Source organism: Streptomyces sp. NPDC085946 (assembly GCF_044540485.1).
GTDB lineage: Bacteria > Actinomycetota > Actinomycetes > Streptomycetales > Streptomycetaceae > Streptomyces.
In genome coordinates this window covers 124440-140168 of the sequence record NZ_JBITSF010000020.1, presented here as the reverse complement: position 1 = coordinate 140168, position 15729 = coordinate 124440, and the positions used below count along the sequence as shown (strand labels likewise).

Sequence of the window (15729 nt, the reverse complement as noted above, 5' to 3'; positions counted from 1 at the left end):
GGGACTTCCTTCGAGGGGGGCCGGTGGGGGGTTACTTGACCGAACGGACGAACTGCACGGCGACCGCGCCGAGGACGGCGGCGATCGCCCCGAACAGGAACAGCGCGCCGTAGTTGCCGCCGCCGCCGAGGGCGAGCAGGGCCGGGGCGGCGATGGGGACGAGGGACTGGGGGAGGGCGTTGCCGATGTTCAGCACGCCCATGTCCTTGGCGGACTCCTCCGGGTCGGGGAGCACGGCGGCGGCCAGCGCCACGTCCACGGAGAGGTAGAGGCCCTCGCCGAAGCCGAAGACGGCCACGGCGGCGAGGTACGTCCCGAAGGACTGGGCGCCGGCGATCATCGCCAGGCTGACGGCGAGCACGAGCGAGGCCGCCAGCACGTACGGCTTGCGGCGGCCGGAGCGGTCGGAGAGCTGGCCGCCGAGGAGCGAGCCGGCGACGGTGGCGGCGACCATCACCAGGGTGCCGACGAGGACCTTGTCGGTGACCGCGGAGCCGGTGTAGCCGAGCCGGTCCATCAGGAAGTAGACCTGGTAGCTGGTCACGCAGGAGATGCCGGTGAAGACCAGGAAGCGGCCGGCGAAGTTCCACGCGAAGTCCGGGTGCCGGCGCGGGTCCACCCAGAAGCTGCGGGCGAACTCCCTGACGCCGTACGGCTCGAACGCGCCGGCCCGGGCCGGGCGGTCCTTCAGCACGGCGGCGAGCAGGGCGACGGCGGCGAAGCCGACGACGCCGGGCACCAGGAAGGCGAGCGCCATCGAGTCGGCGAACGCCTGGGCGAGCGCCGAGCCCGCGATCATCGACAGCGAGATGGTGAGGCCGACGATCCCGGAGACCCGGGCCTGCTGCCGCGGCGGGATCAGGTCGGGGATGCAGGCGGTCAGCGCGGCCAGGGCGGCGTTGACGCCGAGCTGGGCGACGGCCCAGCCGAGCACGAGGACCGGCACGCTGCCGCCGACGGCGACCACGGCCAGGCCGGCCAGTCCGGCGGTCATGCCGCCGATCAGCCAGGGGCGGCGGCGGCCGAAGCGGCTGGTGGTGCGGTCGGAGAGGGCTCCGAAGACCGGGTTGCCGAGCATCGCCAGCAGCGCGCCGACGGACAGCACCTGGCCGAGGGCGGCTCCCCGCTCGGCCTCCGGGACGAGCCGGCTCACCCGCAGGGCGAGGGTCACCATCACGGGGGTGAGGACGGCGAGGTAGGCGCCGAACTGGGCGAAGGCGAGGCAGAAGACCAGCTTGGCGGGGGCGTGGGGCGGGGTGGCGGGCCCGGGAGACGGAGCGGTCGTCTCGCCGAGCGGGGCGTCGTGGCTCAGGGCCATGGCGGCTCTCCCTGGGGACGGGGGCGGCTTCCTTGCCGCGCGGCCCGCTCAGGGAAACAGCAAAACCGAGTGAGTAGTAGGTTTTGGCGGCGTGGCTTGAATCACGCTGCACACGGCTTGAAATCCGGCCCTGTTTACTCGTGTAAGCCGCGTCCGGCCGTCGGCTAGGGTGACCGGCATGGAGCGCACGGAGAGCCGCGCAGCGGGCAGGGGTCCGGGCCGGAGCGCCGGCACGGGGTCCGGCCGGGGCACCTACGCCGTGGGCGAGGAGCGCCGCCTGCGCATCCTCGACGCCGCCGTCGAGCACTTCGCCCAGTGGGGCTTCCACGCCTCCTCCCTGGCCCGCATCGCCAAGGACGTCGGCATCACGCAGGGCGGTCTGCTGCACCACTTCCGCAGCAAGGAGGACCTGCTCGTCTCGGTGCTGGCCCGCACCGACGAGTTCGACCGGGAGCGCTTCTTCTCCCGGGAGTTCGACTCGGCCGCCGAGCTGTTCGCCACGCTCGTCGAACTGGCCGAGTACAACAGCCGGCGGCTGGGCCGCACCCGGATGTTCAACGTCCTGGCCGCCGAGGCGGGCGACGCCGGGCACCCCGCGCACGCGTACTTCCGCCACCGGTACGCCCAGGTGGTCGGGCACTGCTCCGCCACCCTGCGGCGGGCCGTCGAGAGCGGGGAGCTGAGGCCGGACACCGACGTGCTGGAGGTCGCCCAGGAACTGGCGGCGGTGATGGACGGCTTCCAGCTCCAGTGGGTGCTCGACCCGAAGGGCTTCGACCTGGTCGGCCGCTACCGGGCGTACACCGGCCGCCTGCTGCGGTCGATCGCGGCGGACGGGCCGGGGGCGCCGCGGGGCGGGTGAGGGTCAGCGGCCCCCGTCCGCCCCCGTGAACCGCGCGCTGGTCAGCGGCGCCACCGCCGTCCAGCCCAGCGACTCGTACAGCGCCCGGCCCGCCTCGGTGCCCGCCAGCACGCCCGTCTCCGCGCCCTGCCGGGCCGCCGCCCGCTGCAACGTGCGCATCACGGCGCTGCCGAGCCCGCGGCGGCGGTGCGCCGGGGAGGTCTCGACCTGGTCGGCGACGGCGGTGGCACCGGTCGGCGCGATCTGGCCGCGGGCGGCCCAGGAGCCGTCGGGCGCGGCCACCATCGCGCGGACGACACCGCCGCGCGACCAGGTGCGCAGCCGGTAGCCGCCGGGGAGCTCCGGCTCCTGTGCCGCGGGCGCCAGGGCGACGGTCATCAGGTGGCCGGGCTCGGGGTCGACCCGCCATCCCGGGCCGAGCCACCCGGCGACGGCCGCGGGCTCCCGGAACACCTTCAGCCACACCCCGGCGCCGGTCACCGCGCCCGCGACCTCGCGCACGGCCGCCTCGTCGGCCCGCTCGCCGACCGCGCCGAACACGTGCCGCGTGACGTGGCCGCCGAGGCCGACGTCGACGGTCCAGCCCCACGGCTCGACGACGGGCGGCGCCGCCCCGCGCGAGACGACCCACCCGTCCACCCAGGACCGCACGATCCCGTCCACCGGCACCCCCGTAATGCTCGCTTAGCAATGTCAGCTCTTACCGGAAGGACGGTATGTCACCGCTCGCCCGGCTCGGCACCCGTGATCGCTCACGGCGAACAGGGGTGAGGGAACATCCGAAGGCTCACGAGCATTGAGTCGGCATAACTCAACTTGACTGCCGAAGGGGAGATCATGGCTACTGAGTCCTCGGCCCACACACCGCTCACCCTGCCCGTGCTGCCGCTCGACGACGAGGTCGTCCTGCCCGGGATGGTGGTCCCGCTCGACCTGAGCGACTCCGAGGTGCGCGCGGCGGTGGAGGCCGCCCAGGCCGCCGCCACGTCACAGGCCGGCAAGCCCCGGGTCCTGCTGGTGCCGCGCATCGACGGCACGTACGCCGGCACCGGTGTGCTCGGCACGGTCGAGCAGGTCGGCAGGCTGGCCGACGGCGACCCGGGCGCGCTCGTCCGCGGCCGGAGCCGGGTCCGGATCGGCGCCGGGACCACCGGGCCCGGAGCGGCGCTGTGGGTGGAGGCCACCCAGGTCGGCGAGAGCGTGCCGGACCCGCTGCCGGGACACGTGGCCGAACTGGTCAAGGAGTACAAGGCGCTCGCCACCGCCTGGCTGCGCAAGCGCGGCGCCTGGCAGGTCGTGGACCGCGTCCAGGCCATCGACGACGTCTCCGCGCTCGCCGACAACTCCGGCTACTCGCCCTTCCTGACGACCGACCAGAAGGTGCAGCTCCTGGAGACCGCCGACCCGGTCGCCCGCCTGAAGCTCGCCACCCAGCAACTGCGCGACCACCTCGCCGAGCAGGACGTCGCCGAGTCCATCGCCAAGGACGTCCAGGAGGGCGTCGACAAGCAGCAGCGCGAGTTCCTGCTGCGCCGTCAGCTGGAGGCCGTCCGCAAGGAGCTGCGCGAGCTCAACGGCGAGAAGGAGGGCGAGGAGTCCGACGACTACCGCGCCCGCGTGGAGGCCGCCGACCTGCCCGAGAAGGTCCGCGAGGCCGCGCTCAAGGAGGTCGACAAGCTGGAGCGCGCCTCCGACCAGTCGCCCGAGGGCTCCTGGATCCGCACCTGGCTCGACACGGTCCTGGAGATGCCGTGGAACGAGCGGACCGAGGACGCGTACGACATCCAGGGCGCCAGGGCCGTCCTCGACGCCGAGCACGCGGGCCTGGACGACGTGAAGGAGCGCATCACCGAGTACCTCGCGGTGCGCAAGCGGCGCGCCGAGCGGGGCCTCGGTGTCGTGGGCGGGCGGCGCGGCGGCGCGGTGCTCGCGCTGGTCGGCCCGCCCGGCGTCGGCAAGACCTCGCTCGGCGAGTCCGTCGCCCACGCCATGGGCCGCACGTTCGTCCGCGTCGCCCTCGGCGGCGTCCGCGACGAGGCCGAGATCCGCGGCCACCGCCGCACCTACGTCGGCGCGCTGCCCGGCCGGATCGTCCGGGCGATCAAGGAGGCCGGGTCGATGAACCCGGTCGTGCTGCTCGACGAGATCGACAAGGTGGGCTCGGACTTCCGCGGCGACCCGGCCGCGGCCCTGCTGGAGGTCCTGGACCCCGCGCAGAACCACACCTTCCGCGACCACTACCTGGAGGTCGAGCTCGACCTGTCGGACGTGGTCTTCCTCGCCACCGCCAACGTCCTGGAGGCGATCCCGGAGGCCCTGGCCGACCGCATGGAGATCGTCCGCCTCGACGGCTACACCGAGGACGAGAAGATCGTCATCGCCCGGGACCACCTGCTGCCGCGCCAACTGGAGCGGGCCGGCCTGGACAAGGACGAGGTGACCGTCGAGGAGGGCGCGCTGCGCCGGCTCGCCGGGGAGTACACGCGCGAGGCGGGCGTGCGCACCCTGGAGCGGTCCATAGCGCGGCTGCTGCGCAAGGTCGCGGCCCGGCACGAACTGGGCGAGCGGGAGCTGCCGTTCACCGTCACGGCGGACGACCTGCGCGACCTGATCGGCCGGCCGCGCCACGTGCCCGAGTCCGCGCAGGACCCGGCCGAGCGGCGGACGTCGGTGCCGGGCGTCGCCACCGGCCTCGCGGTCACGGGCGCGGGCGGTGACGTGCTGTACGTCGAGGCGTCGCTGGCCGACCCGGAGACGGGCGCGGCGGGCCTGACCCTGACCGGCCAGCTGGGCGACGTGATGAAGGAGTCCGCGCAGATCGCGCTGAGCTTCCTGCGCTCGCACGGCGCCGAGCTCGAACTGCCGGTCGGCGACCTGAAGGACCGGGGCGTGCACATCCACTTCCCGGCGGGCGCGGTCCCCAAGGACGGCCCGAGCGCCGGCATCACCATGACGACCGCGCTGGCCTCGCTGCTCTCCGGCCGCCTGGTCCGCACGGACGTGGCGATGACCGGCGAGGTCTCGCTGACCGGGCGGGTGCTGCCGATCGGCGGGGTCAAGCAGAAGCTGCTCGCCGCGCACCGGGCGGGGGTCACCACCGTGATCATCCCCAAGCGCAACGAGCCCGACCTGGACGACGTCCCGGCCGAGGTGCTGGACAAGCTCGACGTCCACGCCGTCACCGACGTCCGCCAGGTCCTGGAGCTGGCCCTCGCGCCGGCCACCAGCGGTGCGGCGGCCGAGGAGGTCCCGGTGGCGGCGTGACGGACGCCGCCGGACCAGGAGGCCCGGGCTCCCGCGCGGGGGCCCGGGCCTCCGCCGCGCCCGGACCCGGAGGGCAGCCGGTCGTGAGCATGCCACTAAGGTCCTGGTCGTCCGGCTGCCGCCGGTGCACGCCTGCGAAATACTGGCGGAGCTGCGGCGACGGCGGCGACGGGCGGGAGGCTTCCCCGCCCCGGAAGACCGAGGCAGGGGCTGACGTGCACGAAGAGGGAAACGGCGCGAACCGCGAGGACGGGCCCGGCGGGTCCGGGAGCGCTGTGGACGAGCCCGCCTTCCTCGCACTGGAGCGCGAGCTGACCGTCCTGCTCCGGCGCGCCCGCGCCAACCAGGGCGAGATGGCCCGCGAGGTCCACCCCGACCTGGAGTCCTCCGCGTACGGCCTCCTCGTGCGGCTGGACGAGCACGGCCCGCAGCGGGCCACCGAGCTCGCCGCCTACATCGGCGTCGGCAAGGCCACGATGTCCCGCCAGCTGCGCGCCCTGCACGAACTCGGCCTCGTGGTCCGCGAGCCCGACCCCGCCGACGGGCGCGCCTGGCTGGTCGCCCTCACCCCGGAGGGCCACGAGCGCGTGCGCCGGGTCCGCGAGGCCCGCCGCGCCCGCTACGCCCGCCGCCTCGCCGACTGGGACTCCCGCGAGGTCACCGAGCTGGCCCGGCTGCTGCACCAGCTCAACCGGGGCATGGAGAAGTAGCGGCCGTCCGCTCCTCCGGCTCGGCGCCCCGCCCTGCCTCACAGCCGCACGTACACCGCCGTCGCGTCGTCGTGCCGCTTGCCCCGTCCCAGGTACGCCCGGTCCCCGTCCGCCCGTTCCAGCGCCCGGACCCGCTCCACCAGGGCCTCCGGGCCCTCCTTGCGCAGGAGCGTGCAGCAGTCGGTCCAGTCGCCCTCGCGGAACGTCTCCACCCAGCGCGCGGCCCCGTCCGTCAGCGCGGCCAGGGCGCGGACCCGCGCGCGCGGCAGGGTCCCCGTCACCGCCCGGCGGGCGACCGCCGGATCCGCGGCGGCGGTGAAGAAGCCGCCCTCCTTGTTGCGGACCGTGGTGTCCACCAGCGCGTCCGTGGCCAGGGCGGCGCGGGGCAGGCGCGCCAGGCGGTCGTCCAGGACGGGCGTGACCGCGCCGTCGGGGGACTCGATCAGCAGGGCCGAGTCCGACAGGACCAGGTACTCCACCGCGGCCGGTGACCAGCGCGCCAGCACCACCGTTGCCTGCGGCGTCCGAGGGTGAGAAAGGTCACAGGTCGCCGCATGGGCCGAGGCGGTACGGGCGAGGGCGCGGGACAGGGCCTCGTCCAGCGGAACATCCGGGAGTGAAACGGTCAGTTCGGTCAGCGCCCCGCCGAGCCGGGCGGTGAACCAGGGGACGGAATGCAGACACCCGGTCGGTCCTCGCGGCGGCGTCACGCCGTCCAGCACCACGAGCGAACCGCCCTGTCCCGAAGCGGGTACTCCGACGCTCGCGAAGTCCTCGTTGGGGCGGTCCGGACCACCGGGCTCCGAAACAAGTTCCGTGCGCATCCGGCCAGTCTGCACGAGCCCTTCACATGGTGCGCGAAAGACCGGCATCGGTTCCCGAACCGGCGCAGTCCCGCAGGTCAGACGCCTGTTTTGGGAGGGAATGCTGGGGTCCGGGCGCGCGTGGTGGCGAATACTGCCACCGGGCCGCCGTCGGAGTCCAACCGGCGTGCCGGGCAAGACCGCTGCACGCGCCAGGGGAACTTGCCCGTCAACTCCCCTCCGATGTTCACTCCTTCAGGTGGCGGGTCAGGTGATGCGCGGCCACTGCCCACCGGCACTGGGAGGGTCGGGAACAGTACCCGGAGTACGCGCCAGTTGACGGAGCGTCACCCGGGCCCATGGGTACACGAGTCAGGAATGCGAGCACCGGTGCAGAAGACGCGGCCTCGTCGCACAGGCAAGCAGACGGCCCCCGCGGGAGGTGCCGAACAGACGCCCACCACCGGCAAGGGCCGCCCGACCCACGTACGCAACCGGCTCATCGTCGCGGTCGCCGTGGTGGCCGCGGCCATCGCCGGCGCCGGGACCCCCTCGGTCCTCGACGCCTCCCGGCAACTGCACGACACGCAGCAGCTGGTGACGCTGGCCGAGCAGACCCAGGACGCCCTCACCCTGGCCCACTCCCTCGCCGACGAGCGGGACGAGGTCACCTCCTACCTCGCGGCCGGCCGCGCCAAGGCCAAGGCGCCCTCCGAGCAGCGCAGCGCCCGCGTCGACCGGCAGGTCGAGGAGCTGCGCGCCGACACCGACACGCCCGCCTCGCTGCGCTCCGACCTCGACGGCATCGCCGCCGTGCGGCGCGCCGCGCTCACCGGCAAGAGCAGCCCGCTCGAAGCGCACCAGGCGTACTCCGCCGCCATCACCGACCTGCACCGGCTCGCCGAGCGGCTCGCCGAACGGACCCCGCCCCGCGCGGCCTCCGGCGCCCACCCCCTCGCCGAGCTGGACACCGCCGTCCAGCAGGCCGCCGCCGCCCGCGGCCTGCTCCTCGCGGCCCTCAGCGTGCCGCGCGGCACCCAGACCGTCATCGACCCGGTCACCGGCCTGCCCACCACGGCCGCCACCTCCTCGGACGCCGACACCGAGACGCGCGACGCCCTGACCGCCGCCGCCCAGCAGGCCCGGCTGCGCTCCGACGCGGCCCTCGCCGACTTCCGCGACACCGCGCCCCGGACGGCCCGGACCAGCTACGACTCCACGGTCACCGGCCCCGAGGCCGACGCCGCCGAGAAGTACCTCGCCCGCCTGACCGACCAGCCGGCCCTCGCCGACGCCGAACTCGGCACCGACGCCGGGAAGCTGGAGGCCGCCCTCTCCGCCCGCGTCGACCTGATGCGCGGCGTGGAGTCCGCCCTCTACGACAAGCGCACCAAGGACCTGGAGGCGCTGCGCGACGAGGACGTCACCGCGCTGGAGATCCGCGTCGCGGTCCTCGGCGCCCTGATGCTGCTCGCCGTCGGCGTCGCCACGGGCATGGCCCGCAGTCTCACCCGCCCGCTCTCCGTGCTGCGCCGCGGCTCGGCCCGGCTCGCCGGGGCGGAGAACCCGGCCGCCGAGGAACCCGTCACCTTCACCGGCCGCAACGACGAGTTCGCCCAGGTCGTCCGCTCGGTCAACGCCCTGCACGCGCACGCCGTCGCCCTCGCCGAGCGGGTCACCACCCTGGAGTCCGACCGCAAGCACCTGGTCGGCCAGCGCCAGAAGATGGCCGACGCCCGCGAGGAACTGCGCGCCGAACTGACCGAGGCCGCCACCCAAATGGAGCGGCTGCGCACCGCCATCGGCGGCACCTTCGTCAACCTGGCGCTGCGCACCCTCGGCCTGGTGGAGCGGCAGCTGTCCGTCATCGAGGGCCTGGAGGAGCGCGAGCAGGACCCCGACCGCCTCGCCACCCTCTTCAAGCTGGACCACTTCGCCACGGTCATGCGCCGGCACAGCGAGAACCTGCTGGTCCTCGCCGGCACCGAGCACGTCCAGCACACCGCCCACCCCGTGCCGCTCGTCGACGTCGTCCGGGCCGCGGTCAGCGAGATCGAGCGCTACGAGCGGGTGCGCATCGCCGCGCTGCCGCCGCACGCGCACATCGCCGGGTTCGCCGCGGACGACCTCAGCCACCTGCTGGCCGAACTCCTGGAGAACGCCACCTCGTTCTCCCCGCCCGACCTGCCCGTCGAGGTCTCCGGCTGGCTGCTGGAGAACGGCGAGGTGATGCTCTCCGTCCAGGACGAGGGCATCGGGATGGCCGGCGACCGCATGGAGCGCCTCAACGCCCGGCTCGCCGACTTCGACCCCGAGTCCCCCTACGACCAGGAGGGCGAGGACGGCCTGGGCCTCGGCCTGTACGTGGTGGCCCGCCTGGCCCACCGGCACGGCGTGCGCGTCCAGCTGCGCGAGCAGAAGCAGGGCGGCGTGGCCGCCGTCGTGGTCCTGCCCAGGACGCTGCTGGCCGCCGCCCCGACGGCGGCGGTGCCGGCCGCCGGCCCGGTCTCCGGCACCACCCAGACCTTCTCGCTGCCGGGCGCGGACGCGGAGGCCAATTCCAACGTCCTGCACGGCCGCCCGAAGGACACGGACCCGCTGGTGGCCCTGGCGGAGAAGGCGGTCCGGGAGAACGCCGCGGAGCGGTCCGCGCCGGACACCCCGGCCGAGACCACCATGGAGCTGCTGATCCCGGCCCAGCAGCAGGACGACCCGCGGCCGGCCGCCGCCGGCGAGCCGGCCCCGCAGGAGCCCTCCGCACCCGGCGACGAGACCCCTGCCGGCGGCGCGGGCGGGAACGGCTCCACCGAAGCCGAAGCCGCAGCCGACGCCGTCGCCCGGACCGAGGCCGCGGCCGACGCCGGGGCCGAAGCCGCCGCCCGGACCGACGCCGACGCCGGCGCCCGGACCGAGACCGAGACGGAGCACACGCGCACCCCGGACGGCCCCGACGAGGGGGAACTCGTCACCGACAAGGGCCTCCCCAAGCGCACCCCCAAGATCACCGCACCCGCACAGGCCCCCCGCCAGCGCTCCGGCTCCGTCGACGCCGACGCCCTCCGCCGCCGCCTGGGCGGCTTCCGCCAGGGGGCCCAGGCGGGCTACCGCGACGTGGAGGCGGAGATCGCCGAGAAGACCGGCGGACACAAGTCGCCGTACGCAGGAACCGCAGAATCCGACCAAGCCACGGGGGGCACAGTCGAGGAGGCAAGCAGTTGACCGCGCCCAGTACCTTCGGACTGAGCAGTGAGGCCCGCAATCTGCACTGGCTGCTGACCAACCTCGTCGAGGAGGTGCCCGGCATCCTCTCCGTCGCGGTGGTCTCCTCCGACGGACTGCTGCTGCTGTCCTCCGACGCCGACCGCGTCGAGGAGGCCCGGCAGACCCGTGCGGTGACGCGCACCGGCCCGCGCGGCTCCGCCGCCGACCTCGCCACCATCGTCTCCGGCATCGGCAGCCTCACCGTCGGCGCCGCCAAGCTGATGGACTTCGGCGGGGTCAAGCACACGATGGTCGCCATGGACGAGGGCAGCCTGTTCGTGATGTCGATCAGCGACGGCTCGCTGCTCGGCGTGCACGGCTCCGCGGACTGCGACATGAGCGTGGTGGCGTACCACATGGCGCTCTTCGTCGGCCGTGCCGGACACGTCCTGACCCCCGAACTCCGCAGCGAGCTACGGAAGTCCCTCGAGGCCGAGTCGACAGGGAGCACCCGATGAGCAGCATCTCGAAGAAACACCAGCTCCCGGTCCGCGGCGGCGACCGCAAGCCCGCCCGGGTCCGCCCCTACTCGCTCACCGGCGGGCGCACCCGCTTCGGCCACGTCCTGCTCGTCGAGACGTTCGTGGCCGCCCTGGAGGCCCCGCAGGAGCGCAAGGAACTGACGAACGGCTCGCTGCGCTCGGTCATGCCGGAGATGCGGGCCATCGTCGAACTGTGCCGCCGTATGCGTACGGTGGCCGAGATCGCCGCGCTGCTGAAGATGCCGCTCGGTGTGGTCCGCGTGCTCCTGAGCGACCTCGCGGACCAGGGAAAGATCCGTGTGTACGGAACGGGAACCGGCCACGGCACGGGCCGCCCGGACCGGGCTCTGCTGGAAAGGGTGCTGAGTGGACTCCGTCGTCTCTGACGCCGCTCACGGCGTCGCTGGTTCCTCCTCGTTCGTCGAGCCCGACGAGACCCTCCGGTCCTGGCAGACGGACACCACCCGCGCCCCGATCGCGACGAAGATAGTGGTGGCGGGCGGGTTCGGCGTCGGCAAGACCACGCTGGTCGGCTCCGTCTCGGAGATCACGCCCCTGCAGACCGAGGCGCTGATGACCGAGGCGAGCGAGGAGCACGACGACCTCACCGCCACGCCGGACAAGACGACCACCACGGTGGCCATGGACTTCGGCCGCATCACGCTCGACGACGACCTGGTGCTCTACCTGTTCGGCACGCCGGGCCAGCAGCGGTTCTGGTTCATGTGGGACGACCTGGTGCGCGGCGCGATCGGCGCCGTGGTCATGGCCGACACCCGCCGCCTGAAGGACTGCTTCCCGGCACTGGACTACTTCGAGAGCTGCGGACTGCCGTACGTCGTCGCGGTCAACCACTTCGACGGAAGCGAGCTGTTCGAACCGGAGGACGTGCGGGAGGCCCTCACCATCCCGGCGCACATACCTGTCATGATCATGGATGCGCGGCGCCGGATCTCGGTCATCGAGACCCTCCTGGCCCTCGTGGCCCACGCGCTCGAGGAAACCCCCGAGTAGGCCAAGTCGTAGTCCCTCTAGGAGCCACCCCGCATGCGGAAGATACTCGTCGTCGGAGCCGGCCAGTCCGGTCTCCAGCTCGCCCTCGGCCTCCAGTCGAACGGGTACGAGGTCACCCTGATGTCCAACCGGACGGCGGACGAGATCCGCACCGGCCGGGTCATGTCGACGCAGTGCATGTTCCACACGGCACTCCAGCACGAGCGCGATCTCCAGCTGAACTTCTGGGAGTCCCAGGCCCCGAAGATCGAAGGACTCGGCGTCTCGGTCGCCGCCCCCGGCTCCTGGGCCGAGGGCCCCGCGGCCCGTGCCATCGACTGGCTGGGCAGGCTCGACGGCCACGCCCAGTCGATCGACCAGCGGGTGAAGATGGCCGGCTGGATGGAGACCTTCGCGCAGCGCGGCGGGCAGCTCGTCATCCACGGCGCGGCCGTCGGCGACCTCGACTACTTCTCCCGCACCTACGACCTGGTGCTGGTCTCGGCGGGCAAGGGCGAGCTGGTGCAGATGTTCGGCCGCGACCCCGAGCGCTCCCCGTACAGCGAGCCGCAGCGCGCCCTGGCCGTGTCGTACGTGCACGGCCTCGGCCCGCGCCCCGAGCACCCGGACACGGAGGCGGTGCGCTGCAACCTCGTCCCCGGGGTCGGCGAGCTGTTCGTGATGCCGTGCCTGACCACCTCCGGCCGCGCCGACATCCTGTTCTGGGAGGGCATACCCGGCGGCCCGCTGGACGTCTTCAACGGCGTCAAGGACCCCGCGGAGCACCTCTCCCTGACCCTGGAACTCATGGAGCGGTACGTCCCCTGGGAGTACGCGCGGGCCACCAAGGTCGAGCTGACCGACGCGGGCGGCACCCTGTCCGGCCGCTACGCCCCCACCGTCCGCAACCCGATCGGCCGGCTGCCCGGCGGCGGCCTGGTCCTCGGCGTCGCCGACGTGGTCGTGGCCAACGACCCGATCACCGGCCAGGGCTCCAACTCGGCGTCCAAGTGCGCCGCCGCCTACCTCGCCTCGATCCTCGAACACGGCGACAAGCCCTTCGACGAGGCCTGGATGCGGGCCACCTTCGACCGCTACTGGGACACCGCCCAGCACGTCACCAAGTGGACCAACACCATGCTCGCCCCGCCGCCCGAGCACGTCCTGAACCTCATCGGCGCCGCCGGCGAGATCCAGCCCGTCGCCGACCGCTTCGCCAACGGCTTCAACAACCCGGCCGACTTCGAGAACTTCTTCTACGACCCGCAGAAGACCGAGGCGTACCTGATGGAGGTCTCCGGGGCGGCGGGCGCGTAACCCGCCCGGCCGCGGGGTGCCGGCCGGGACCTGCCGCGCCGGTGCCCGGCCGCCCGCGCGGGGCCGCGGCCGCACCGGGCACGGCACCCACGGGACGGGAAGGGACGCACCGGCCCGCAGCGGGCACGGGGCGTCCCCGCCCTCGGCGCCGCGCGCACCCGGCGCGTGACGGGCCCGCGTCCCGGTGCGGTGCGGTCGCCCACCGGCTTGCCCCGCCGCTCGGTCCGGCCCCGGGAGATCCACGTCGTCAGGCCGTACAGGCCGAGGCTCCGGGCCGCGTCACCCCCCGGCCGCGGCCCGGCCGGCCGAGCCGTCCGGGGCCGCGGCCGACGCGTAGCCCTCGTCGGACCCCAGCGCCGCCCCCGCGGGCAGCTCCGGCGGCGCGTACCGCCGCACGGGCGGGGCGCCCGGGTCGGGGCGCACGGCGCCCAGCACCGGGTTGGCCGCGATCGGCGACACCTTCACCCGCGCGCCGGGCCGGGGCGCCTGCACCACCGTGCCGTCCCCGAGGTACATCGCCACGTGGGTGGCCTCGGGGAAGTAGATCACCAGGTCACCGGGGCGGAGTTCGCCCAGCGGGATCCGCGTCAACCGCTTCCACTGCTCCTGGCTGGTCCGGGGGATCGGCGTCCCGGCGTGCGCCCACGCCCCCGAGGTCAGCCCGGAGCAGTCGTACGACTCCGGCCCCTCCGCGCCCCACTCGTACGGCTTCCCGAGCTGCGCCACCGCGTAGCGCACCGCCAGGTCGCCCTGCCGGGACGGCCTGCGCGGGGCACCGCCGCCGAGCGCGCCGGAGGCCATGAACGCCTGCTGCGCCTTCGCGACGCCGCCGGCCTCCAGTGCGGCGAGCCGGGCCAGCCGGGCGGGGGAGAGACCGGCGAGCAGCTCCTCCACGTCGTGCAGCCGCTCGCGGACGTCGTCCCGTGCCTCGCGGTGCCGCTCGGCCAGGGCGAGCCGGGCGTCGAGGGCCTTGCGCGCCGCGCGGGCCAGTTCGCCGGCCCGGCGCTCGCCGGCGGCCAGCCGCCCCACCGTCCTCGCCCGCTCCCGCGCCACCTGCCCGATCACGTGCCCCTGGTCCAGCGCGTGCTGCGGATCGCGGGCGAGCAGCAGCCGTACGTACGGGGAGATGTCGCTGTGGCTCTGGTACTGCTGCCGGGCCAGCCGGCCCGCGGCACCCCGGCTGTCGTGCAGGGCGAGCCGGACGCGGGCGAGGGCGCGGTCCAGCCGTGCGGACTCGGCGCGCTGCTTCCTCAGCCTCTCCTCGGTGGCGTTGTACGCCTCGGTCGCCCGCTCCGCCTCCCGGTACAGGCGCTGAAGGTCCGTCAGCAGCTCGGCCAGCGGCTTCTCCTGGGGGCCGGCGGGACCCGGGGCGGCCGCGGCGGGTGCGGGCGCGAGGGCGGTCCCGGCCGCCAGCGCCGCCGTGCAGACCAGACGGGCAAGCCTTCCTGACACGTCATCACCTCCGGTGCGGGGCGCGGCCTTCCGGCCGCCTGCTTACAGCCGCTTCGCACCGTGAGCATGGGGCGGGTGGGCGCGGTCCGCGCGCCGGGTGTGCGCGGTTCGGCGCAACGGTGTCACCCGTCGGCGTCGTCCGGCTTGCCGTCCGGCGTGGCGTCCGGCCCGCCGCCGCGCCTCGTGCCGGGGGCCGGGTCCGGCCGGGACCAGGGCCACTTCAGGCGGCCGCCGGCGTCGCCCTCCGGGTCGTAGGCGTACTTCCACCGCCGGGTCAGCCCGGCCCCGCCTTGCCCGCGGGGCACGCGCCGGTAGACGAGGACGGTGGGCGGTCCGCCCCGCGCGTCCGGCACCGGGATGCGGTAGGTCTTGGGCGGGTGCCCGGTGATGCCCAGCAGCACGGGCAGCACCCGGCCGTCCATGGGGCCGCCCTCGAAGGGGGTGTCTTCGCTCTTCACGGCACCAGTGTCAGACATCCTCGGCCAGCGCCCGGACCAGCGCGTCGGTCTGCGGGTCGCGCCGCGCGGTCACCGACAGCACGGCCACGAACTGCTCGACCAGCCAGTCCCGCAGCTCCTCGGCGGGCGGCTGCTTGTCCTCGTCGAGCCAGATGAGCGAGGCGGCCTCCACGGCCGTGATCCACATCCGGACGGTCATCCGCAGCCGGGGGCCGGGGCGGGTGACGCCGAGATGGCTGAGAATGTGCTCGGCGGCGGCCCGGCGCACCCCGTCCACGATGGCGCTCGTGCGCGAGGTCTCCACGACGCTGCCGCCCTGGAGCAGCGCGCTGAAGCCGGTGTCGTGCTGGTCGACGAAGGCGAGGTAGCGGTCCAGGGCCCGGGACAGGCGGGGGAGCAGCGGGCCCTGGCGAGGCTCGTCGAAGCAGTGCCGGAGCTCCTCGGCGGCGGACCTCAGGGCGGCCTCGTAGAGCTGCTGCTTGCCGCCGGGGAAGTACCGGTACACCAGCGGCCGCGACACCCCGGCCGCCTCCGCGACGTCGTCCAGGGAGACCTCCTCGGGCGCGCGGTGCGCGAAGAGCGACAGCGCGGCGTCCAGCAGCTGGCTCCGACGCTCCTCGACGCTGAGGCGCCGGTAGGCGGGGGTGGGGGCGGCGGGACTCATGCCTGGCAGCGTAACCGCCCGCGGCGGCCTGTGGCCGACCGGTGGGGGTCCGGTGGCCGTTCCGTGGGGGCCGCCGCCGCACCCGTCGGCGGACGGCGGTCCGGGGCGTGCCGGGCCCCGGCCCGCCGTCCGCGGCCGCCCGGGA

14 protein-coding genes are annotated in these 15729 nt (G+C 74.5%); 8 read left to right on the top strand and 6 right to left on the bottom strand.

Going from position 1 to position 15729, the window contains the following annotated elements; genetic code table 11:
- Window positions 1-31: 31 nt before the first annotated feature.
- A complete protein-coding gene (locus ACIF8T_RS31340; protein ID WP_400039643.1) occupies window positions 32-1318 on the bottom strand; it encodes an MFS transporter in 1287 nt (428 codons plus the stop codon).
- A 178-nt stretch (window positions 1319-1496) separates the two neighbouring features.
- On the opposite strand from ACIF8T_RS31340, the gene ACIF8T_RS31335 reads away from it, so the two are divergent.
- Complete coding sequence (locus ACIF8T_RS31335; RefSeq protein ID WP_400039641.1) at window positions 1497-2180, top strand: TetR/AcrR family transcriptional regulator; 684 nt, start codon at window positions 1497-1499, stop codon at window positions 2178-2180.
- A gap of 3 nt (window positions 2181-2183) precedes the next feature.
- Here ACIF8T_RS31335 and ACIF8T_RS31330 read toward each other — a convergent pair whose 3' ends face one another.
- Window positions 2184-2843: a GNAT family N-acetyltransferase gene (locus tag ACIF8T_RS31330; protein ID WP_400039640.1), complete on the bottom strand. Its 660-nt coding sequence runs from the start codon at window positions 2841-2843 to the stop codon at window positions 2184-2186.
- 174 nt (window positions 2844-3017) lie between these two features.
- Between ACIF8T_RS31330 and lon the strand changes: the two genes are divergently transcribed.
- Both lon and ACIF8T_RS31320 read left to right on the top strand, forming a co-directional pair.
- Window positions 3018-5444: an endopeptidase La gene (lon, locus tag ACIF8T_RS31325; protein WP_400039638.1), complete on the top strand. Its 2427-nt coding sequence runs from the start codon at window positions 3018-3020 to the stop codon at window positions 5442-5444.
- 215 nt (window positions 5445-5659) lie between these two features.
- Entirely contained in the window at window positions 5660-6154 is a 495-nt protein-coding gene (locus tag ACIF8T_RS31320) for a MarR family winged helix-turn-helix transcriptional regulator (RefSeq protein ID WP_400039636.1), read from the top strand.
- Between the two features lie 38 nt (window positions 6155-6192).
- On the opposite strand, the gene ACIF8T_RS31315 is transcribed toward ACIF8T_RS31320, so the two are convergent.
- Complete coding sequence (locus tag ACIF8T_RS31315) at window positions 6193-6978, bottom strand: protein phosphatase 2C domain-containing protein (RefSeq protein ID WP_400039634.1); 786 nt, start codon at window positions 6976-6978, stop codon at window positions 6193-6195.
- A 369-nt stretch (window positions 6979-7347) separates the two neighbouring features.
- On the opposite strand from ACIF8T_RS31315, the gene ACIF8T_RS31310 reads away from it, so the two are divergent.
- The 5 genes from ACIF8T_RS31310 to ACIF8T_RS31290 are packed head-to-tail and all read left to right on the top strand — an operon-like array spanning window position 7348 to window position 13010.
- Window positions 7348-10176, top strand: coding sequence for a nitrate- and nitrite sensing domain-containing protein (locus ACIF8T_RS31310; RefSeq protein WP_400039632.1), 2829 nt, complete (start codon window positions 7348-7350; stop codon window positions 10174-10176).
- Window positions 10173-10676, top strand: a complete 504-nt coding sequence (locus ACIF8T_RS31305; protein ID WP_400039630.1) for a roadblock/LC7 domain-containing protein — start codon at window positions 10173-10175, stop codon at window positions 10674-10676. The genes ACIF8T_RS31310 and ACIF8T_RS31305 overlap by 4 nt, the downstream gene beginning before the upstream one ends.
- Window positions 10673-11086: a DUF742 domain-containing protein gene (locus ACIF8T_RS31300; RefSeq protein WP_400039629.1), complete on the top strand. Its 414-nt coding sequence runs from the start codon at window positions 10673-10675 to the stop codon at window positions 11084-11086. The genes ACIF8T_RS31305 and ACIF8T_RS31300 overlap by 4 nt, the downstream gene beginning before the upstream one ends.
- Window positions 11067-11714, top strand: a complete 648-nt coding sequence (locus tag ACIF8T_RS31295) for a GTP-binding protein (protein WP_400039628.1) — start codon at window positions 11067-11069, stop codon at window positions 11712-11714. Before ACIF8T_RS31300 ends, ACIF8T_RS31295 begins: the two co-directional genes overlap by 20 nt.
- 33 nt (window positions 11715-11747) lie before the next feature.
- The gene (locus ACIF8T_RS31290) at window positions 11748-13010 is read left to right on the top strand and encodes a styrene monooxygenase/indole monooxygenase family protein (RefSeq protein WP_400039626.1); all 1263 of its coding nucleotides are present in this window, start codon (window positions 11748-11750) and stop codon (window positions 13008-13010) included.
- A 279-nt stretch (window positions 13011-13289) separates the two neighbouring features.
- Here ACIF8T_RS31290 and ACIF8T_RS31285 read toward each other — a convergent pair whose 3' ends face one another.
- From ACIF8T_RS31285 to ACIF8T_RS31275, 3 genes are all read right to left on the bottom strand, one after another.
- Window positions 13290-14462 carry an NlpC/P60 family protein gene (locus ACIF8T_RS31285; RefSeq protein WP_400039624.1) on the bottom strand — a complete coding sequence of 391 codons (1173 nt, stop codon included), beginning with the start codon at window positions 14460-14462 and terminating at the stop codon, window positions 13290-13292.
- Window positions 14463-14584: 122 nt separating this feature from the next.
- Window positions 14585-14920: a hypothetical protein gene (locus tag ACIF8T_RS31280; RefSeq protein WP_400039622.1), complete on the bottom strand. Its 336-nt coding sequence runs from the start codon at window positions 14918-14920 to the stop codon at window positions 14585-14587.
- Window positions 14921-14930: 10 nt separating this feature from the next.
- Window positions 14931-15584, bottom strand: coding sequence for a TetR/AcrR family transcriptional regulator (locus tag ACIF8T_RS31275; protein ID WP_400039621.1), 654 nt, complete (start codon window positions 15582-15584; stop codon window positions 14931-14933).
- Window positions 15585-15729: the final 145 nt, after the last annotated feature.